General features: G+C 69.1%; 15 protein-coding genes and 2 pseudogenes. 12 read left to right on the top strand and 5 right to left on the bottom strand.

Annotated elements, in window-relative coordinates; translation table 11 throughout:
* Positions 1–97 precede the first annotated feature (97 nt).
* A complete protein-coding gene (locus OHA58_RS39805; protein WP_405475311.1) occupies positions 98–1387 on the bottom strand; it encodes a sulfite oxidase in 1290 nt (429 codons plus the stop codon).
* A gap of 1118 nt (positions 1388–2505) precedes the next feature.
* Between OHA58_RS39805 and OHA58_RS39800 the strand changes: the two genes are divergently transcribed.
* Genes OHA58_RS39800 through OHA58_RS39790 form a run of 3 tightly spaced genes read left to right on the top strand, consistent with a single transcriptional unit; the run spans position 2506 to position 4103 of the window.
* On the top strand, positions 2506–3228 hold the full coding sequence (locus OHA58_RS39800) for a tyrosine-type recombinase/integrase (protein WP_405475313.1): 723 nt from the start codon (positions 2506–2508) through the stop codon (positions 3226–3228).
* A gap of 18 nt (positions 3229–3246) precedes the next feature.
* Positions 3247–3570 carry a transposase gene (locus tag OHA58_RS39795; RefSeq protein WP_405475315.1) on the top strand — a complete coding sequence of 108 codons (324 nt, stop codon included), beginning with the start codon at positions 3247–3249 and terminating at the stop codon, positions 3568–3570.
* Positions 3567–4103 (top strand): DUF6262 family protein, encoded by a 537-nt coding sequence (locus OHA58_RS39790; protein ID WP_405475317.1) that lies wholly within the window; start codon positions 3567–3569, stop codon positions 4101–4103. The genes OHA58_RS39795 and OHA58_RS39790 overlap by 4 nt, the downstream gene beginning before the upstream one ends.
* Before the next feature lie 96 nt (positions 4104–4199).
* Here OHA58_RS39790 and OHA58_RS39785 read toward each other — a convergent pair.
* Both OHA58_RS39785 and OHA58_RS39780 read right to left on the bottom strand, forming a co-directional pair.
* Positions 4200–4348 (bottom strand): annotated as a pseudogene (locus OHA58_RS39785) (transcriptional regulator); the annotation flags it as partial.
* Between the two features lie 223 nt (positions 4349–4571).
* Positions 4572–5891, bottom strand: a complete 1320-nt coding sequence (locus tag OHA58_RS39780) for an RNA-guided endonuclease InsQ/TnpB family protein (RefSeq protein ID WP_405475318.1) — start codon at positions 5889–5891, stop codon at positions 4572–4574.
* Positions 5892–5917: 26 nt separating this feature from the next.
* On the opposite strand from OHA58_RS39780, the gene tnpA reads away from it, so the two are divergent.
* On the top strand, positions 5918–6346 hold the full coding sequence (tnpA, locus tag OHA58_RS39775) for an IS200/IS605 family transposase (RefSeq protein WP_405475319.1): 429 nt from the start codon (positions 5918–5920) through the stop codon (positions 6344–6346).
* A gap of 154 nt (positions 6347–6500) precedes the next feature.
* Here the strand turns inward: tnpA and OHA58_RS39770 are convergent, their stop codons facing one another.
* Positions 6501–7184 (bottom strand): GntR family transcriptional regulator, encoded by a 684-nt coding sequence (locus OHA58_RS39770; protein WP_405475322.1) that lies wholly within the window; start codon positions 7182–7184, stop codon positions 6501–6503.
* Positions 7185–7292: 108 nt separating this feature from the next.
* On the opposite strand from OHA58_RS39770, the gene OHA58_RS39765 reads away from it, so the two are divergent.
* From OHA58_RS39765 to OHA58_RS39730, 8 genes and pseudogenes are all read left to right on the top strand, one after another.
* Positions 7293–8459: a mandelate racemase/muconate lactonizing enzyme family protein gene (locus OHA58_RS39765; RefSeq protein WP_405475323.1), complete on the top strand. Its 1167-nt coding sequence runs from the start codon at positions 7293–7295 to the stop codon at positions 8457–8459.
* 167 nt (positions 8460–8626) lie between these two features.
* Positions 8627–9967, top strand: coding sequence for a cation:dicarboxylate symporter family transporter (locus OHA58_RS39760; RefSeq protein WP_405475326.1), 1341 nt, complete (start codon positions 8627–8629; stop codon positions 9965–9967).
* A 185-nt stretch (positions 9968–10152) separates the two neighbouring features.
* Complete coding sequence (locus OHA58_RS39755; protein WP_405475327.1) at positions 10153–10302, top strand: hypothetical protein; 150 nt, start codon at positions 10153–10155, stop codon at positions 10300–10302.
* A gap of 88 nt (positions 10303–10390) precedes the next feature.
* Positions 10391–11140 carry an SDR family oxidoreductase gene (locus tag OHA58_RS39750; protein WP_405475330.1) on the top strand — a complete coding sequence of 250 codons (750 nt, stop codon included), beginning with the start codon at positions 10391–10393 and terminating at the stop codon, positions 11138–11140.
* 481 nt (positions 11141–11621) lie between these two features.
* A pseudogene (locus OHA58_RS39745) lies at positions 11622–12460 on the top strand (helix-turn-helix transcriptional regulator).
* Positions 12461–12707: 247 nt separating this feature from the next.
* Positions 12708–13301 carry a TetR/AcrR family transcriptional regulator gene (locus tag OHA58_RS39740; RefSeq protein WP_405475332.1) on the top strand — a complete coding sequence of 198 codons (594 nt, stop codon included), beginning with the start codon at positions 12708–12710 and terminating at the stop codon, positions 13299–13301.
* 105 nt (positions 13302–13406) lie between these two features.
* The gene (locus OHA58_RS39735) at positions 13407–14141 is read left to right on the top strand and encodes an NADPH-dependent F420 reductase (protein ID WP_405475335.1); all 735 of its coding nucleotides are present in this window, start codon (positions 13407–13409) and stop codon (positions 14139–14141) included.
* A gap of 212 nt (positions 14142–14353) precedes the next feature.
* Positions 14354–14713, top strand: a complete 360-nt coding sequence (locus OHA58_RS39730; RefSeq protein WP_405475338.1) for a MarR family winged helix-turn-helix transcriptional regulator — start codon at positions 14354–14356, stop codon at positions 14711–14713.
* A gap of 22 nt (positions 14714–14735) precedes the next feature.
* Here the strand turns inward: OHA58_RS39730 and OHA58_RS39725 are convergent, their stop codons facing one another.
* Entirely contained in the window at positions 14736–15584 is an 849-nt protein-coding gene (locus OHA58_RS39725) for a LysR family transcriptional regulator (protein ID WP_405475340.1), read from the bottom strand.
* Positions 15585–15729: the final 145 nt, after the last annotated feature.

Here is a 15729-nt window from a genome sequence, read left to right as displayed (position 1 = left end):
CCTCGACGGGGCGCGCCACGGGGGCAGACGGATTCAACACCCCGTACCGGAGACTTCGTCGTCATCCGCGCAGGCACCGTGATCCTCGCGACCGCCGTCAGATCACGGTCACCGCATGCCGCACCACCGCGTCGAACAGATAGCCCTGTGTGTTGGGCACAGCGATGTCCGGCTGGCTGTGGCCGGCCGTGTCGGTGGCGCGGGCCAGGAAGTGGGTGGCGCCGCGTATCTCGGGCTTCCAGGTGACGGACCAGCGGGTCCAGGTGTCGGCACGGGGATGGTCGTGCAGCCGGGCCGGCCGCCAGTTCGTCCCGCCGTCGGTGCTGACGTCGACCCGCGCGACGGCTCCCGCGCCCGACCAGGACCGGCCGTGCAGCACCTGGTCCTCGCTCACGCGGAACGTGGCACCACTCGCCAGCTCGAAGGCGCTCTTGATCGTCTGCCGGGTCAACGGCGCGCTGCCCTCCTCCGGGTGGGCGGGGCCGAACATCCGGTAGAAGGTGGTGTTCCAGGGTGAGAACAGCGGCTGCGCGGACACCTCGATGTCGCCGACCCACTTGATCGACGCGATCCCCACCCACGAAGGCACCAGCACCCGCACCGGATACCCATGGTCGAACGGCAGCGGCTCGCCGTTCATCTCGTACGCGAGCAGGACGTCGTCCAGCACCTTGGCCAGCGGCAGCGGGCGGCGCACCCGGCCGAGGCTCTCACTGCCGCTGACGTACTCGGCGTCCAAGCCACGCGGCTGGACGTCCACGGCGTAGGAGGACAGCCCGGCCCTGCGCAGTACGTCGGCCAGGCGCACCCCGCGCCAGCGGGCGACGCCGACCGCGCCGAGCGTCCACGAGGTGCCGGTGACGGTGTCTCCCTGCTGGGTGGTGTAGTAGCCGCGGCCGTTTCCGGCGCACTCGACGAACGCGGTCCGGGTGACGGCCGGCAGGGCGCGCAGATCGTCGTATCCGAACGCCACCGGCTTGTCCTCGCCGGGCGCGCCCCGCAGCCCGCTGCCCCACAGCCGCAGCTGCCAGTCGTCCGCCTCCAGGACGGGGGTGGCGGTGTGGTTGCGCACGAAGAACCGTTCGTTGGGGGTGTGGTGGCCGGTTCCGCGCAGGGCCTCCCAGCGGATCTCGGCGTTGGTGCCGCGCTGGATGAACCACTCGGGCGGCAGCGGTTTGACGATCGGGGTGTCGGCGGCGCGGGCCGGGCGCGGCGTGGGGAGTGAGGTCGCGGCGGCCGTGGCGGCGAGCAGGGTGAGCAGACGGCGGCGGCTGACCCCGTCCGCCCTGGCATCCCCGGCGAGCCACTGGCGGAGCCTGCGACGGTCGTAGGCGGTTTCGTCGAGACGGGTTGCGGGACGGGGTGGAGGCACAGCGGATGCGGGCATGACGGTCCTCGTCATCAGTGTGGAAGCCGGACGTGGGGAGAGGAGACAGCGCGAGCCGGCGCGCGACATCCAGGCCGGACTGCCGAATCCAACAGGACCGGTGGGTCCGACTGTTGGAGGTGGGAGCGCGGAAGGGAGTGATCAGCCGGGGAACCGACACAGTGCGGCAGCCACGCGGACGAGGTCCACGGTGCGGCGGCGCGTCAGAGGCTCCAGTGGTGGCATGGCGCGATGCAAGCACGCGACGTGTGAAGGTGTCAACGGACAGGCTGCGCGGGGTGGTTCGGGCCGCTCGGCGTACGTTGAGGTGCCGGGCGAACCGGCCCGGCAATTCATGAGGGCGCTACTCCGCGGTGTCGATCACCAGGCGCTCGCGCCCCCACGGCTCGTACGCGCGGGCGAGGACCTGCCGTTTTCTGAGGCGGGTACGGCCGTGGTGTGACGTGGGACGGGAGACTTCGTTGGTCTTCTGAGGCTCGTTCTCGGGGGCTGTGGCTCTGTGGCGGGTTGTTGCATGAACCGTCACTTCAGAGGAGTTGCACGTGCGGGCGTTTCCCGTTGATCTGCCGTCAGGAGCGCGGTATTGGACCGTGGTCGATGACGAGTTCTGTGTCGTGTCTGTGGCCGATCAGTGGCTTCGGTTCTTGCGATTCGGGCGGAGTCGGACGGAGCTGACGACACGGTCGTGCGCCAGCGGAGCGGCCTTCTATCTCCGCTGGTGCCGGACGACGGGCCGGCGGTGGGAAGAGGCCGCCGCCGACATGGGGTTGTTCATGGTGTGGCTGCGCTACTCGCCCAGTCGGCTGGGCGCCGAGAATCCGACGTTGGTGTGGGGTCCGGGGACGAAGCCGGGGCGGGGAGAGCGGCGGGTGAACGGAGTGCTGGCCGCAGTGCGCGGCTTGCTGTCGTACGCGGTGTCTGTTGGCGCGGCACCGCGGTCGGCGCTGGGTCAGTTGTACGAGCTGGCGGACAGCCGGGATCTGCCGGAAGGAAGCGAAGGGGGAGGAGACAGGCCTGTACTACCCGGTTGCGGGCCCGGCACCGGTTGCAGGAGCCGCAGACGGAGGTGGACCAGGCGTCGGACGAGGAGCTGGTGGCGATGTTCCTTGCATGTCGCAGTGCCCGGGATCACCGAACTGTTGATGGACACCGGCCGACACCCCGAAGAGATCCGCGACCTGCCCGTTGACTGCCTGGGGCAGGACCCCGACGGCTCCCTGGTCCTGGTCTACGACAACCACAAGTCCTACCGAAAGGGGCGGCGGCTGCCGATCGGTAAAGCCACCGCGGGCGTCATCACCACCCAGCAGCAGCGGGTGCGCGAGATGTTCCCGAACACTCCCGTCGGCGAGTTGAAACTGCTGCCCAGCATGCGGGCCAACCCACACGGCACCAAGGCGATCCACTCGATCGGCGAAGGCCACCGCACCTGGGTCGACTCGCTGCCCGACTTCCTGGTCCCTACCACCGTGGAGGAGAACGGGCAGGCGGTCACCCGGATGCTGCCCTTCGACAAGAGCCGGATCTTCCCCTACGCCTACCGTCACAGCTACGCCCGGCGGCACGCGGATGCCGGTGTGGCCCCGGACGTCCTCAAGGAGCTGATGGACCACTCCGACCTCAAGACCACCCAGAACTACTACCGGGTCAGCCAGGAGCGGCGGCGAGACGCCGTGGACCGGGTGATTGCCCTGCAGTCCGACCGCAACGGCACCCGCGTCTGGCGCAAGACCCAGTCGCTGCTGGACTCCGAGCACGTACGGCGGGCGATCGGGGAAGTCAGTGTCCCCTACGGCGTCTGCCAGGAGCCCTCGAACGTCGCGGCTGGCGGGCAGAGTTGACCCATCCGGTTCCGGTGCGTGGGCTGCGACCACTTCCGTACCGACGTCTCCTACCTGCCGGACCTGCAGGCGTACCTGGCCGATCTGCTGCGCGGTCGGGAGCGGCTGATGTCGGCGTTCGCAGCCGACGACTGGGCGCGCAGCGAAGCCACGCCCTCTGAGGAGGAGATCCGCAGAGTGCGTCGGCTGATCGAGCGGGTCAAGGCCGATCTCGGTGACCTCACCGACGAGGAACAGGCCCAAATCGGCGAGACCGTCGCCGTCGTACGCCGCAGCGTGATGCTCGGCATGCCCCGCATCGGCCAGCCCCTGCCCGACGTCCACACCACGAGGACCGCATGACCACCGCCATGACCGCCGGCCGTCGCGCCGACGGCGAACGCCGCCGCCAGCGCGTGACGACCGCTATCCAGCAGGCCATCCGCACGGGTACGGCGATCAGCGTGAGCGGCATCGCCCGGCAGGCCGGCGTCGACCGCACCTTCCTCTACCGCCACCGCGACCTACTCGCCCTCATCCATGCCGCAGAACTACAGCCCTCCGCATCGGATGCCGCGGCCGGGCCGCCGGTCAGCCTGGCCTCCCTCCAGGCCGACCTCGCAAACGCGCACGCCCGCAACACCCGGCTCGTCACCCAGACTCGGAGCCTGGAACAGCGGCTCTCCGAGCTGATGGGCGAGCAGGCGTGGCGGGAATCAGGGCTGGGCGCCTCAGCGGACCAGGAAGAACTGCAGCGCCAAGTCACCCGCCTGGAGCAGGCAAACACCGACCTGTCGGCGCAACTGGAGGAGAAAGACGCGGGGCTGGAGGCTGCCCGCGCGGCTAACCGCGAACTGACCCGGGCTCTGAACCAGAAAGGAGCCGCGGACCAATAGGTGAGGCTGCTGGGGCGGCAGGCGGGGGATGCGTGCGGCTGTGGCGCGGTCCGCAGCGCGCGGCAGGCCCAGCTGTGACCGGCTCCCGGGCGGGACGGCCGCCGGGGTGTCCCGGATGCCCAGCCGCAGGTGTTCGACGTGGTGAAGGGCCTGATCGAGTCGGCGACGTGGTTGTCGTAGAGGGCGTAGACGATTGAGCGTCCGCGGCGTTCCCCAGTGACCAGTCCGAGGTTGCGCAGCAGGCGCCGTCGCCTCGCTGATTCCCACCGTGATGGCCGAGGCAGGTACGTCTGGCCCCCGCAGGCGTCGTTGACGCGACCTGGGCGGCCAACGATGAGGCCACCGCGATGCCAGGTGCCTATCGCGCTCCGGCCGAGCAGACCGGCAGCGGATGGCCATCGACTAATTCTTCTAGTGCTGAAGGTGACATTTGAAGCGATCTCCCCCGTAAACGAGGGAGATTCCGCCCTACCTTGCGGTAGGTGGCTTGACGCGGCGAGCGCGCCTGACGACTGCCCTTCCGGCAGCCGGGACGAGCACGAGGCCCGTCCGGTACAGATGCAAGATGTTCCGGGCCGCGTTCCAGTCGGCGTTGCCTGACCATCCGCAGCCGGTGTTCTTGCACACGAACGTGGCCTGGTCTTCTCTGCTGCCCGGCGTGGTGAAGCCGCATGCCGAGCAACGCTGGGAGGTGCCGGGGGCTGGAACCTTGTGCAGGGTGCCCCCATACCGGGCGGTCTTGTACGTCAGCATCGTGACCGTGCGGCCCCACGCCTCTTGGGCGATGGAGCGGTTCAGGCCCGACTTCTGCTTGACGTTCTTCCCCGGCTCCTCGACGGTTCCCCGAGCGGACTTGACCATGTTCGTGATGGTGAGTGCTTCGACCACGACCGTGCCGTACTGCTGGGCGAGGGTGGTGGTGGTCTTGTGCTGCCAGTCCTGGTGGCGTCGCGTGGCTTTTGCGCGCAACCCTCGGATCTGGTCATAGGTGTGGTGAAGGCGGCGGCTGGTGCGCTCGCCAGGCTTACGGTGCGCCTTGCGCTGCGCGGCTCGGCGTTCCAGGCGCAGCAGTTTGGCCTTCTCGTCTGCGTTCAGCCACTTGTCGCGGTCGGCCCTGCCGTCCGGGAGGCGAGGAGCGCGGCCGTGGTCGAAGTGGTTGCTGTCGGAGAGGGCGAGAGGCAGGTTCACCCCGGCGTCGATGCCGACCTCGGGCCCCTGGTGGGGTGCGGGCGTGGTCTCCATCGTCGTCACGCGGAAGGCGATGTGCCAGCCAAGGTGATCCTTGACCAGCCGCGCTCCGGTGATTCGGTTGTCTGTGTCGGCATGCTTGCCGACGGGCAGATCTTTGGTCCAGCGGAACCGAACACGACCCAACTTGGGGATATTGCCCATGCCCCAACGGCCGTGCACACGCTTGATCTGGAGGTCGCGGCCCTGCGGGATGTCCACCGACATCACCGACCGGAACCGGCCCTTGAAGTTCGGGGCGTCTGCCCGGCCGTCCCAACAGTTCACCCACGCCCGGAAGTACGTCTTGAGCACGGCTTGCGCGGCCTGCGCGGGGAGCACGGCAAGAAAGCCGATGTCCTTGCGGGCCTGGCGTATCGCGGCGTCCGCGTTCGCCAGGGTCCGCTTGTCCTTCGGCATCATCTGCCACCAGGCGTGAAGGCAGTTCCACATGGTGCGGGCGGCGTGTGCCTGCTCATCAGCCTTGAGGATCAGGGCAGGGGGCAGCGCCAGACGGGCGCGATGCCCGAACTGCCGCTTCTCCAACCCGAGTTCGCTCATGAAAATCACCCTACTACAGTTGGCTTATGTCACCGCGCTGGAAGCCAAACCCCGATGTCAGGACCGGCCGCCACGTTGTCTACAACCTGCATGTCCATTTGGTGTTCGTTACCAAGTACCGGCGCAAGGCGTTCACGGACGCCATGCTGACGCGCACCGAGGAGATCATGCGGGAGGTCTGTGCCGACTTCGAGGCCGAACTGAAGCAGTTCAACGGCGAGCAGGACCACGTGCACCTCCTGGTCCACTACCCGCCCAAGGTCCAGCTCTCCAAGCTCGTCAACAGCCTCAAGGGTGTGTCCTCCCGCAGGCTCCGCCAGGAGTACGACAGCCACGTCCGCCGACACCTGTGGGGCGGACACTTCTGGTCCGGCTCCTACTTTGCCGGATCATGCGGCGGAGCACCGCTGACCGTCGTCAAGCAGTACATCGAGAACCAGCAGCGCCCCGTATAAGTGGCTGACGAAAATAGCTCTGACCCGTACTTCGGTGCGGGTCAGAGCTATTTTGAGATGGCCTTCACCCCCGCCCTGAAGGGCGGAGCACTGCCAAGATCAGAGGTAGAACATCAGTCCCCCCACGCATCACGACGGCGCTGGTCGCCGCGCGTCACGTCACGCGCATGCCCTCGCGGTCTTCGAGGGCGCTGATGGCGGTGGCGGTGAGGCTGTGGGTGATGTGGCCTCGCATCAACTGGGCGGCTTCGGCGGCGCGGCCGTCCACGATGAGGGAGACAAGCTGGTGGTGTTCCTGTAGGTCCCGGGTGCGGGGTTCGTCGCCGGGCGGGAGTTCGAGGCCGAGGCGACGGTAGCGGTCGGACTTGTCCCACAGGTCGTCCAGGAGACGGATGAGGACGTCGTTGTGCGAGGCCCGGTACAGCGCCTGGTGGAAGGTGCGGTGGGCCGTGAGTGCCTCTTCCCCCCATTGGCGGGTGACGGGGAGAAGTTTGTCGACGGCGGCCTGCATCGTGGCGATGTCGTCGTCGGTGCGTCGCTGGGCGGCGAGTTCGGCGGCGGTCGGGTCCAGGGACAGGCGGACCTCGAACAGCTGGCGGGCCTCGTTCGAGTTCATGACGGAGACCCGGACGTCGCGGTGGGTGTCGACGGTGACGAGTCCCTCGCTGCTGAGGCGGCGGATGGCCTCGCGCAGGGGCGTGATGCTCATGTTGAGGGACTCGGCGAGGTCGTACTGGGCGAGCCGTGACCCGGCAGGAAGAGTGCCGAAGAGGATCCGATCGCGGAGTTCTGCGTAGGCGAGGTCGCTCTTGCTGAAGAACAGGTTCTGTCCTGCCATAGCCCCCTGACCGTTCCTTTCCGGAGGTTCCCCACCCCTTGACATCCCGCATTGGACCCGCTCACTCTAACAGGCGTCACATCTTATAAGATATGAGAGAGGCTCTGAGTGAAGATCACCAACGTCTACGAGGGCGTCGTTCCGATCAGCTCCTCGATCCGCAACGCCTGGATCGACTTCAGCTCCATGGACTGTTCGATCGTGGCGATCGAGAGCGACGTCATCCGGGACGGCAAGCCCGTGGTGGGCTACGGCTTCAACTCCAACGGCCGCTACAGCGCCGGAGAGATCCTGCGCCGCCGGGTCCTGCCCCGCCTCCTCGAGGCCGAGCCCGGCAGCCTGCTCGACGAGCGGGGCGGCCTGGACCACGCCACGGCGTGGGACGTGATGATGAACAACGAGAAGCCCGGCGGGCACGGCGAGCGCTCGGTCGCGGTCGGTGTGGTGGACATGGCCCTGTTCGACCTGGCCTCCAAGATCGAGGGCAAGCCGCTGTACCGGTACCTGTCCGAGCGCTACGGCGACGGGCAGCCCGACGACTCCGTCTTCGTCTACGCCGCCGGCGGCTACTACGCCCCGGGCAAGACCCTCACCGACCTTCAGGACGAGATGCGCGGCTTCCTCGACCTGGGCTACGACGTCGTCAAGATGAAGATCGGCGGCGCCGACCTGGCGGAGGACCTGCGCCGCATCGAGGCCGTCATCGACGTCCTGGACGGCGACGGCTCCCGGCTGGCCGTCGACGTCAACGGCCGCTTCGACCTCAACACGGCCCTGGAGTACGGGCGGGCCATCGAGCCCTACGGGCTGTTCTGGTACGAGGAGATCGGCGACCCGCTCGACTACCACCTCAACGCCACCGTCGCCGAGCACTACACCGGCTCCATCGCCACGGGCGAGAACCTCTTCTCCCTCCAGGACGCCCGCAACCTGATCCGCTACGGCGGCCTGCGCCCCGACCGCGACACCATCCAGGTCGACCCCGCGCTCTCCTACGGTCTGGTGGAGTACCTGCGCATCCAGGACATGCTCCGTCAGCACGGCTGGTCATCGAGGCGCTGTATCCCGCACGGCGGGCACCAGTTCTCCCTGCACATCGCAGCCGCCCTCAAGCTCGGCGGCAACGAGTCCTACCCGGGCGAGTTCCAGCCCACGGGCGGCTTCGCCGACGACGCCGTCGTCGAGAAGAGCCGCGTCGGCCTGACCGACACCCCCGGCATCGGCTTCGAGAGCAAGGCCGCCTTCTACAAGGTGCTGCGCGCCCTGCACAGCTGACCGCCACCCCGCCATCGCGGACGCGTCCGCCACCGGGCGGGCGCCGTCGGCCGGCGCCGCCGGACACGGGCGCCACACACGAGATCGGGGGCGCGAGCCGCGCCGCGTCCCCCGCACCCCCCACGGGACAGGGCTACACACAATCGTCGTGCAAGGGAGCACCAACGATGACAAGCACCGCCGCCGCCGGCCGCCCGCAGCGGTCACGGCTGAGCCGTCTCATACGTGAGCTGTGGTTCCAGGTCGTACTGGCCGCCGTCCTCGGCATTGCCGTAGGCATCCTCGCGCCCGGGCTGGGTGAGGACCTGAAGCCGCTCAACGACTGGTTTATCGCGCTGGTCAAGATGATCGTGATCCCGGTCGTCTTCTGCGTGGTCACCACCGGCATCGCCTCCATGGACAACCTGCGCAAGGCGGGCCGGATCGGTGTGAAGGCGATCGGCTACTTCCTGGTGCTGTCCCTGGTGTCCATGCTGATCGGGCTGGTCGTCGCCAACATCTTCCAGCCCGGCTCCGGCCTGCACGTCGACCCCTCGTCACTGAACGCCGACGACGTGCCCAAGACCGCCATCGAGCACGCCACCTTCACCGGCTTCGTCTCCTCCCTCATCCCCGCCTCCCTGCTGGGCGCGATCACCGGGGATGCGATCCTGGCCGCGCTGATGGTCTCGATCGTCTTCGGTGTGGCCCTGAACATGGCCGGAGAAGAAGGGGCACCGCTGACCCGCGGGATCAAGGCGCTGTCGGACGTCGTGTTCCGCATCGTGGGCTGGGTGATGCGGCTCGCGCCCTTGGGCACCTTCGGCGCGCTGGCCACCGTGGTCGCCACCTACGGCGCAGAGAGCCTCAAACAGCTCGGCTACCTCATCATCCTGTTCACCGCGACCTGCATCGTCTACGTCCTGGTCGTCCTCGGCGCCATCATGCGGGCATGCCGCCTGAGCCTGTTCGGCCTCATGCGCTTCCTCAAGGCCGAACTGCTCGTCGCCCTCAGCACCTGTTCCAGCGAGGCCGTACTGCCGCAACTGGTACGCAAGCTGGAGACCCTCGGCGTCGGCCGCCCGGTGGTCGGGATCGTCATCCCGTCCGGGTTCTCCTTCAACCTGGACGGATCGGCCGTCTACCTCACGATGGCCTCCCTCTTCCTGGCCCAGGCCATGGGCATCGACCTGTCCTGGCAGCAGCAACTCGTCATGGTCGGCGTCATGATGCTCACCAGCAAGGGCACCGCCGGGATTGCGGGCGGCGCGTTCATCGTCCTCGCCAGCACCGTCACCGCGGTCGGCCACATCCCGCTGGCCGCACTCTCCCTGATCGTCGGCGTCGACCGCATCCTCAACGAGGGCCGCGTGTTCATCAACGTCCTCGGCAACGCCGTCGCCACCATCGTGATCGGCAAGTGGGAGAACGACTTCGACACCGAACAGGCCCGCAAGGTCCTGCACTCCCGCACCACCACGCCGCCGCAGGCCGACTTGGACACCACCAAGGTCGGCGCCGACAAGTAGCCGTGCCCGTCGAGTGCAGTCCCCCCTCAACGGCATATACATCACCCGCCGGCGGCATCCTCCAGGCCGCCGTGCACCAGGACAGATGAGGACCCTTCCGTGAGCACGCCCAGCGTCTCCTACTCGGTGACCATCCGGATCGAAGTCCCGCGGCAGGCAACGCGGTATCCCAGCTGACAGCCACCATGGAGGGGCTGGGCGGCTCGGTCACCACCCTCGACGTCTTCTCATCCGACGCCGACCGCCTCGGCATCGACGTCACCATCGCCGCCCACGACACCGGATCCGCTGCGCGGGGCCGCTTCACGAGTCAGAGACCGCCGATCCATGGATAAACCTTCCTCTCCCGCCCCTGCGCGGGCGCCCCTACGGTCGAGGCACCGGGCGCTCACCGGCCCGCCGTACCGAAGGAGCAAGACCCCCATGAAGATGACCGGCAACACGATCCTGATCACCGGCGGAACCTCGGGCATCGGCCTCGGTCTGGCCCTGCGTCTGCACGAGGCCGGCAACAAGGTGATCGTCGCCGGCCGGCGCAAGGAACTCCTCGACGACATCACGGCCGAGCACCCGGGCATCGATGCGCTCGTCCTCGATGTGGCGGACCCCGACTCGATCGCCCGGGCCCGTGAGACAGTGGCGGCGAGCCACCCGGGGCTGAACGTCCTGGTCAACAACGCCGGCATCATGCTGCTGGAGAACCTCCTCGACCCGGCCGAACTCCCGATCGCCGAGGATCACGTCACGGTCAACCTGCTCGGCACGATCCGGATGACGTACGCCTTCCTGCCGCTGCTGGTGGGCAAGGACGACGCGGTCGTCATGAACGTCACCTCCGCGCTGGCATTCGTCCCGTACCAGAGCACCCCGACCTACAGCGCGACCAAGGCCGCGCTGCACTCCTTCTCCGAGAGCCTGCGCATCCAGCTCGCCGGCGCTGACGCCGGTGTCCAGGTGATAGAGGTGGTCCCGCCGGGCGTGCGCACGACCCTGCTGGGCCAGCAGGACAGCGACCAATCCATGCCGTTGGACGACTTCCTCACCGAGACCCTCGACCTGCTGCGCGAGCAGCCCGACGCGAAAGAGCTTGTCGTCGAGCGCGCTAGGTTCATCCGCGACGCAGAGGCCAACGGCTCCTACGACAACGTCCTCGCCATGATCAGCGGCAGCTGACGACCTATAGGCACCGACGCGGAACAAGAGCACGCGGGCGGGCACTGTGGAGTCGCATCATGGGCGAACGCGAGGACCGCCTCGGGGTGGTCCTCACCGAGGACGCGGAACGGTAAGGAAGCGTCTGCGGCTGCACCTCGGTCGTCGGACCGGAGCGAGAGACACGCGAGCGCCCGTCACACGACGAACACCGTCGTGTCGGGTGGGCCGGGGTGACGAGGCCCGGGGCAGGTCCCAAGCGTCGGGCGTCGTCGACGAACCGTCGTCGCAGGCCGTCTTCCCTGCCGACGGCCTGCGGCGCACCGGCGACAGTCGGCGAATTGCCCAGCGGTTCATGCAGGTCAAGTGAACACCGGATCGTCGCGCCGGGAGCGCTCTCGGCGTCGGCCGTACGGGCGGCTTCGCGGAGGTGGGAGAGGAGGACTCAGCCATGGATCGGCGGTCTCTGGATAGCCGGGCGGGACGCGGCGAGGATGGGGGCATGGACAAAAAGGAACTGGCGGAATTCCTGCGCCACCGGCGTGAGGCGCTGCGGCCCCGCGACGTCAGGCTGGTCGAGGGGCCACGCCGGCGTACGCAAGGGCTGCGCCGCGAGGAGGTCGCGCAGCTCGCCGGCATGTCCACCGACTACTACGCCCGGCTGGAACAGCAGCGTGCTCCGCAGCCCTCCGTCCAGATCACCGAAGCTCTCGCCAGGGCGCTGCGGCTGACCCTGGACGAACGCGACCATCTCTTCGTGCTCATCGGCCACAACGCCCCGGCCCGCTTCCACCGCTCCGAGCACGTCAGCCCGACGCTGATGCGGGTCCTGGACCGCCTGGACGACTCGCGGCCCTGGTGCAGACCGATCTGGTCGACACCCTCGCGATGAACCCCTTGGCCGTCGCGCTGCTCGGCGACCAGACCCGCCACACCGGCCTGGCCCGCAGCGCCTACTACCGCTGGTTCATGGATCCGGCCGAACGTCGGATGGTTCCGGAGGAGAGCCGCGAGCGCCACGGCCGCGCCCAGGCAGCACGCCTGCGGGCCGCGCTCACAGCCGGCAGCGACACCCCACGAGCCGCCCGGATCCTCGCCGAACTCCAGGAGCACAGCCCTGAGTTCGTCCGCATGTGGGAACTTCAGGAGGTAGCCCGACGCTACGACGACTGCAAGACCATCCTCCATCCCGAACTCGGCCGCATCGACGTCGACGCCCAGGTCCTGTTCACCGAGAACCGCGCCCAGACTCTGGTGGTCCTGACCACTCGCCCCGGCACGGAGAGCCACAGCAAGCTGGAACTGCTCTCCGTCATCGGGCACCAGCAGGTCACCCCCTGATGTCCTGGCCCGGGGGGCGGGCCAGGCTCGGCGCGGGAGGGGCCGGACAAGGGCAGCCTGGAATGGTGCAGCCCGCACGGCTTGTGCCCTGCGCTCTGCGGCCAGACATGTCGGCCCCCTGCTCTGTCCGGGCACCGTGGTCGGGCCGCCCGTTTGACCGGATGCCCCCTCCGTTTTACTCTCGAATGCGTACGGAGGCAGCATCCGTTTTGATGCGGCCGCACGATCATGGCAGGCAGGAGGGTGCATGAGCGCCGGTGAACTGCGGGGACGCAAGCCCCGCGCGGACGTCCAGCGCAACCGCGTGGCCCTGCTGGAGACCGCGCAGCGTCACTTCCTGCAGCACGGGGTCGGCACCTCCCTCGAGGCGGTGGCCAAGGAGGCGGGAGTCGGGCCCGCCACCCTGTACCGGCACTTCCCCACTCGTGAAGCACTGCTGGCGGCTGTGCTGCAGACGCGCTCCGAAGAACTGGTGGCCCGCCAGGCGGACATCGATCAGCTCGGCGACCCGGCCGAGGCGCTGGAACAGTGGCTGCGGGCGATGGAGGAGTACTTCAGCGCCTTCAGCGGGCTGCCGGACCCGCTCATGGCCGCGGCCCGGGCGCAGGAGCCGGACAACCCGCTCACGATTCCCTGCGACATCCTCATCGCCGCCACCGATCAGTACGTGCGAGCCGCGCAGCTCGCGGGGCGCGTGCGCGCGTCGGTGCGGGGGCACGACCTGTTCCTCGCGGCCTGTTCCGTTGCCTGGATCAAGGGCACCGGTACCGAGGAGGAGTCGCTCGACCGGCTCCGCACGCTCATCGCCAGCGGCTACCGCGAGCGGGACACCCAGGCGTAAACCGCCAGTTACCCAGCCCCGCCCCCGCAACGCCAGGCGGCACCACCACACGGCCATCACATCGCGCTGCCCTCAGGGGCGGCACAACCATTCAAGGGACAAATCATGAAAATTACTGTCATAGGCGCCGGTGCCATCGGCGGGAACCTCGCTGCCAAGCTCAGCGCGGCGGGCCACGACGTCCAGGTGGCCGACGCCCGCGGCCCCGAGGCCGTCCGGGCCGAGGTGCTGGAGTCCGGGGCCCGCGCGGCGGACCTTGCCGACGCCGTCCAGGGCCGGGACGTCATCGTCCTGGCCATCCCCTTCGGGGTGGCGGGGAAGCTGGCCGGCCTGTTCGCCTCGGTCCCCGCCGAGACGGTGATCATCGACACCTCGAACTACTATCCGCACCTCAGCGGGCACATCGAGGCCGTGGACAACGGCCAGGTCGAGAGCGTGTGGAACGCCGAGCAGCTGGGGCGCCCCGTGGTCAAGGCGTGGAACGCCGCCCTGGCCGAGACCCAGCGCACCCGGGGCCTGCCGGCCGGAAAGCCCGGCCGCATTGCCATCCCCGTCGCCGCCGACTCCGAGCAGGCGCGGAAGGTGGCCATGAGCCTGGTGGACGACACCGGCTTCGACCCCTACGACGCCGGCATACTGGCCGACTCCTGGCGCCAGCAGCCCAACGGCCCCGCCTACTGCACCGAACTGACCCTCGACGAGCTGCCGACAGCCCTGGCCGCAGCCGACCGCGCCAAGGACGCGGCCATCCGCGACAGCCTCCCGGAACGCTTCGCCGCCCTCCCGGCCAACCCCACCGTCGACGACGTCGTCGAGATGAACCGCGCCGCCCACCGCTGAGACACCCGACGCGGCTCTCGTGCACCGCATGCCGCGCATCGCATGCCGCTTCGGCGAGCTCGCTCGGCAGCGGCAGCGGCAACGCCTCGCGGCAGGTCAGGGCTGGCGTGCGGACCTTCACCCGCACGTCCGCCCCTCCTCCGATGTCGATGCATGCGCATTAACTTCGGGTGTATGGCAGTGAACGCGGCCGACAGCCGGCTCGAGGAACAGTGCGGGACATCCTGTCCGTGCACGCGCGCACGATGTGCGAGATCGACCATGTGCTGCACCCGCACGGACTGGGCGCGAGCGACTTCGAGGTGCTCGACATGTCGGCCGCCGCGTCGCCCGAGGAGGGCGACCAGTGCCGGGTGCTGGACCTCGTCGGACGGGTGCATCTCAGCCAGAGCGCGCCGTCCCGGGTGATCGGCAGGCTGGAGAAGGAGGGCCTGGTGGAGCGCTCCGTCGGCGCGGAGGACCGCCGGGGCGTGTCGGTCCGCCTGACCCGTAAGGGGCGTGACCTGGTCACGGAGGTACGGCCGCTGCAAACGGGACGTGCTGGCCCGGATGCTGGGCTAACCGTGGGCTGACCGACCGCCTGCCCGGCCGGCCTCAGCGCAGCAGTTCGCGTACTGCGGTGAACGCGGCCTCGACCGTCGCCGGGTCCGCGCCGGGGCGGGCGAGTGCGCTCATCGCTATGGGGGTGACCGCGGGCAGGCCCGTGTACGGGGTCAGGCCGTCCGGGGCCGGGCCCACGGCGGCGAGCAGGGCCACGCCCTGGCCCGTGCGGGCGATGTCGAGCACGCCCGCGAGATACCCGGCGTCGCCGACGACCGTGGCGGGCACGCCGTGCGCGGCCAGGGTCGCGATGGCCCGGCGGCGGATCGCGCAGGGGTCCTCGATGGCCACCAGCGGGACCGGGGCCGGTGCGGGCGGCTGTTCCCAGCCGGGGACCGTGTGCCAGGTGAGCGGGAGGCCCCCGACGGGTGTGCCCTCGGTGGCGGCGGCCTCCGTGACGTACACCGCGACATCGACGCTGCCGCGTTCCACGGCCTCGACGAGCCGGGCGGAGCGGTCGATGCGGAAGCGGACCCGACAGCCGGGCCGCACGGCCTGGACGGCGGCGGTGAGCCGGGGCAGGAACTGGTCCGCGGCGTGCTCGGTGGAGCCGACGGTGACCGTGTCGCCGTCCGCGTCGAACAGGCTGCGTACGGCCTCGTCGTGCACGGCGAGGATCCGACGGGCCTGCTCCAGAAGCAGCCGCCCCTCCGGCGTGAACCGGGTGCCGCGTCCCTCTCGCTCGACGACGGGCCGTCCGAGCGCCTTCTCCAGTTTGCGGACGTGTTGGCTGACCGCGGACTGGCTCAGGGCCAGCGTCTGCGCGGCGCGGTGGAAGCCGCCGCAGTCCGCGATCGCGGTCAGGCTGCGCAGGGCCACGATGTCGAGGACGGGTCGGGACATGCCGCGACAGTAACCGTTCGGATCGACCGATCGCGATTCCTGATCGATTTTGATGCGGAATCGTCGTTGGACGCGAACCGTCACGGCCGGTCATGATGGGCGCATGTTGCACGCGACCGCTTCCGCTGCCCTTCTGACGCAGCGC

The organism is Streptomyces sp. NBC_00009, assembly GCF_045040855.1.
Classification (GTDB): Bacteria; Actinomycetota; Actinomycetes; order Streptomycetales; family Streptomycetaceae; genus Streptomyces; species Streptomyces aureus.
Note: the sequence above shows the minus strand (reverse complement) of the source record. Positions and strands in the feature narration are given on the sequence as shown.

Bases quoted from the DNA above. Each gene is read 5' to 3' on its own strand.
- OHA58_RS39770 (WP_405475322.1), bottom strand. From the start codon at position 7,184: ATGGCAGGACAGAACCTGTTCTTCAGCAAGAGCGACCTCGCCTACGCA.
- OHA58_RS39790 (WP_405475317.1), top strand. From the start codon at position 3,567: ATGACCACCGCCATGACCGCCGGCCGTCGCGCCGACGGCGAACGCCGC.
- OHA58_RS39755 (WP_405475327.1), top strand. From the start codon at position 10,153: ATGGAGGGGCTGGGCGGCTCGGTCACCACCCTCGACGTCTTCTCATCC.
- tnpA (WP_405475319.1), top strand. From the start codon at position 5,918: ATGTCACCGCGCTGGAAGCCAAACCCCGATGTCAGGACCGGCCGCCAC.
- OHA58_RS39725 (WP_405475340.1), bottom strand. From the start codon at position 15,584: ATGTCCCGACCCGTCCTCGACATCGTGGCCCTGCGCAGCCTGACCGCG.
- OHA58_RS39740 (WP_405475332.1), top strand. From the start codon at position 12,708: ATGAGCGCCGGTGAACTGCGGGGACGCAAGCCCCGCGCGGACGTCCAG.
- OHA58_RS39750 (WP_405475330.1), top strand. From the start codon at position 10,391: ATGAAGATGACCGGCAACACGATCCTGATCACCGGCGGAACCTCGGGC.
- OHA58_RS39735 (WP_405475335.1), top strand. From the start codon at position 13,407: ATGAAAATTACTGTCATAGGCGCCGGTGCCATCGGCGGGAACCTCGCT.
- OHA58_RS39780 (WP_405475318.1), bottom strand. From the start codon at position 5,891: ATGAGCGAACTCGGGTTGGAGAAGCGGCAGTTCGGGCATCGCGCCCGT.
- OHA58_RS39760 (WP_405475326.1), top strand. From the start codon at position 8,627: ATGACAAGCACCGCCGCCGCCGGCCGCCCGCAGCGGTCACGGCTGAGC.
- OHA58_RS39805 (WP_405475311.1), bottom strand. From the start codon at position 1,387: ATGCCCGCATCCGCTGTGCCTCCACCCCGTCCCGCAACCCGTCTCGAC.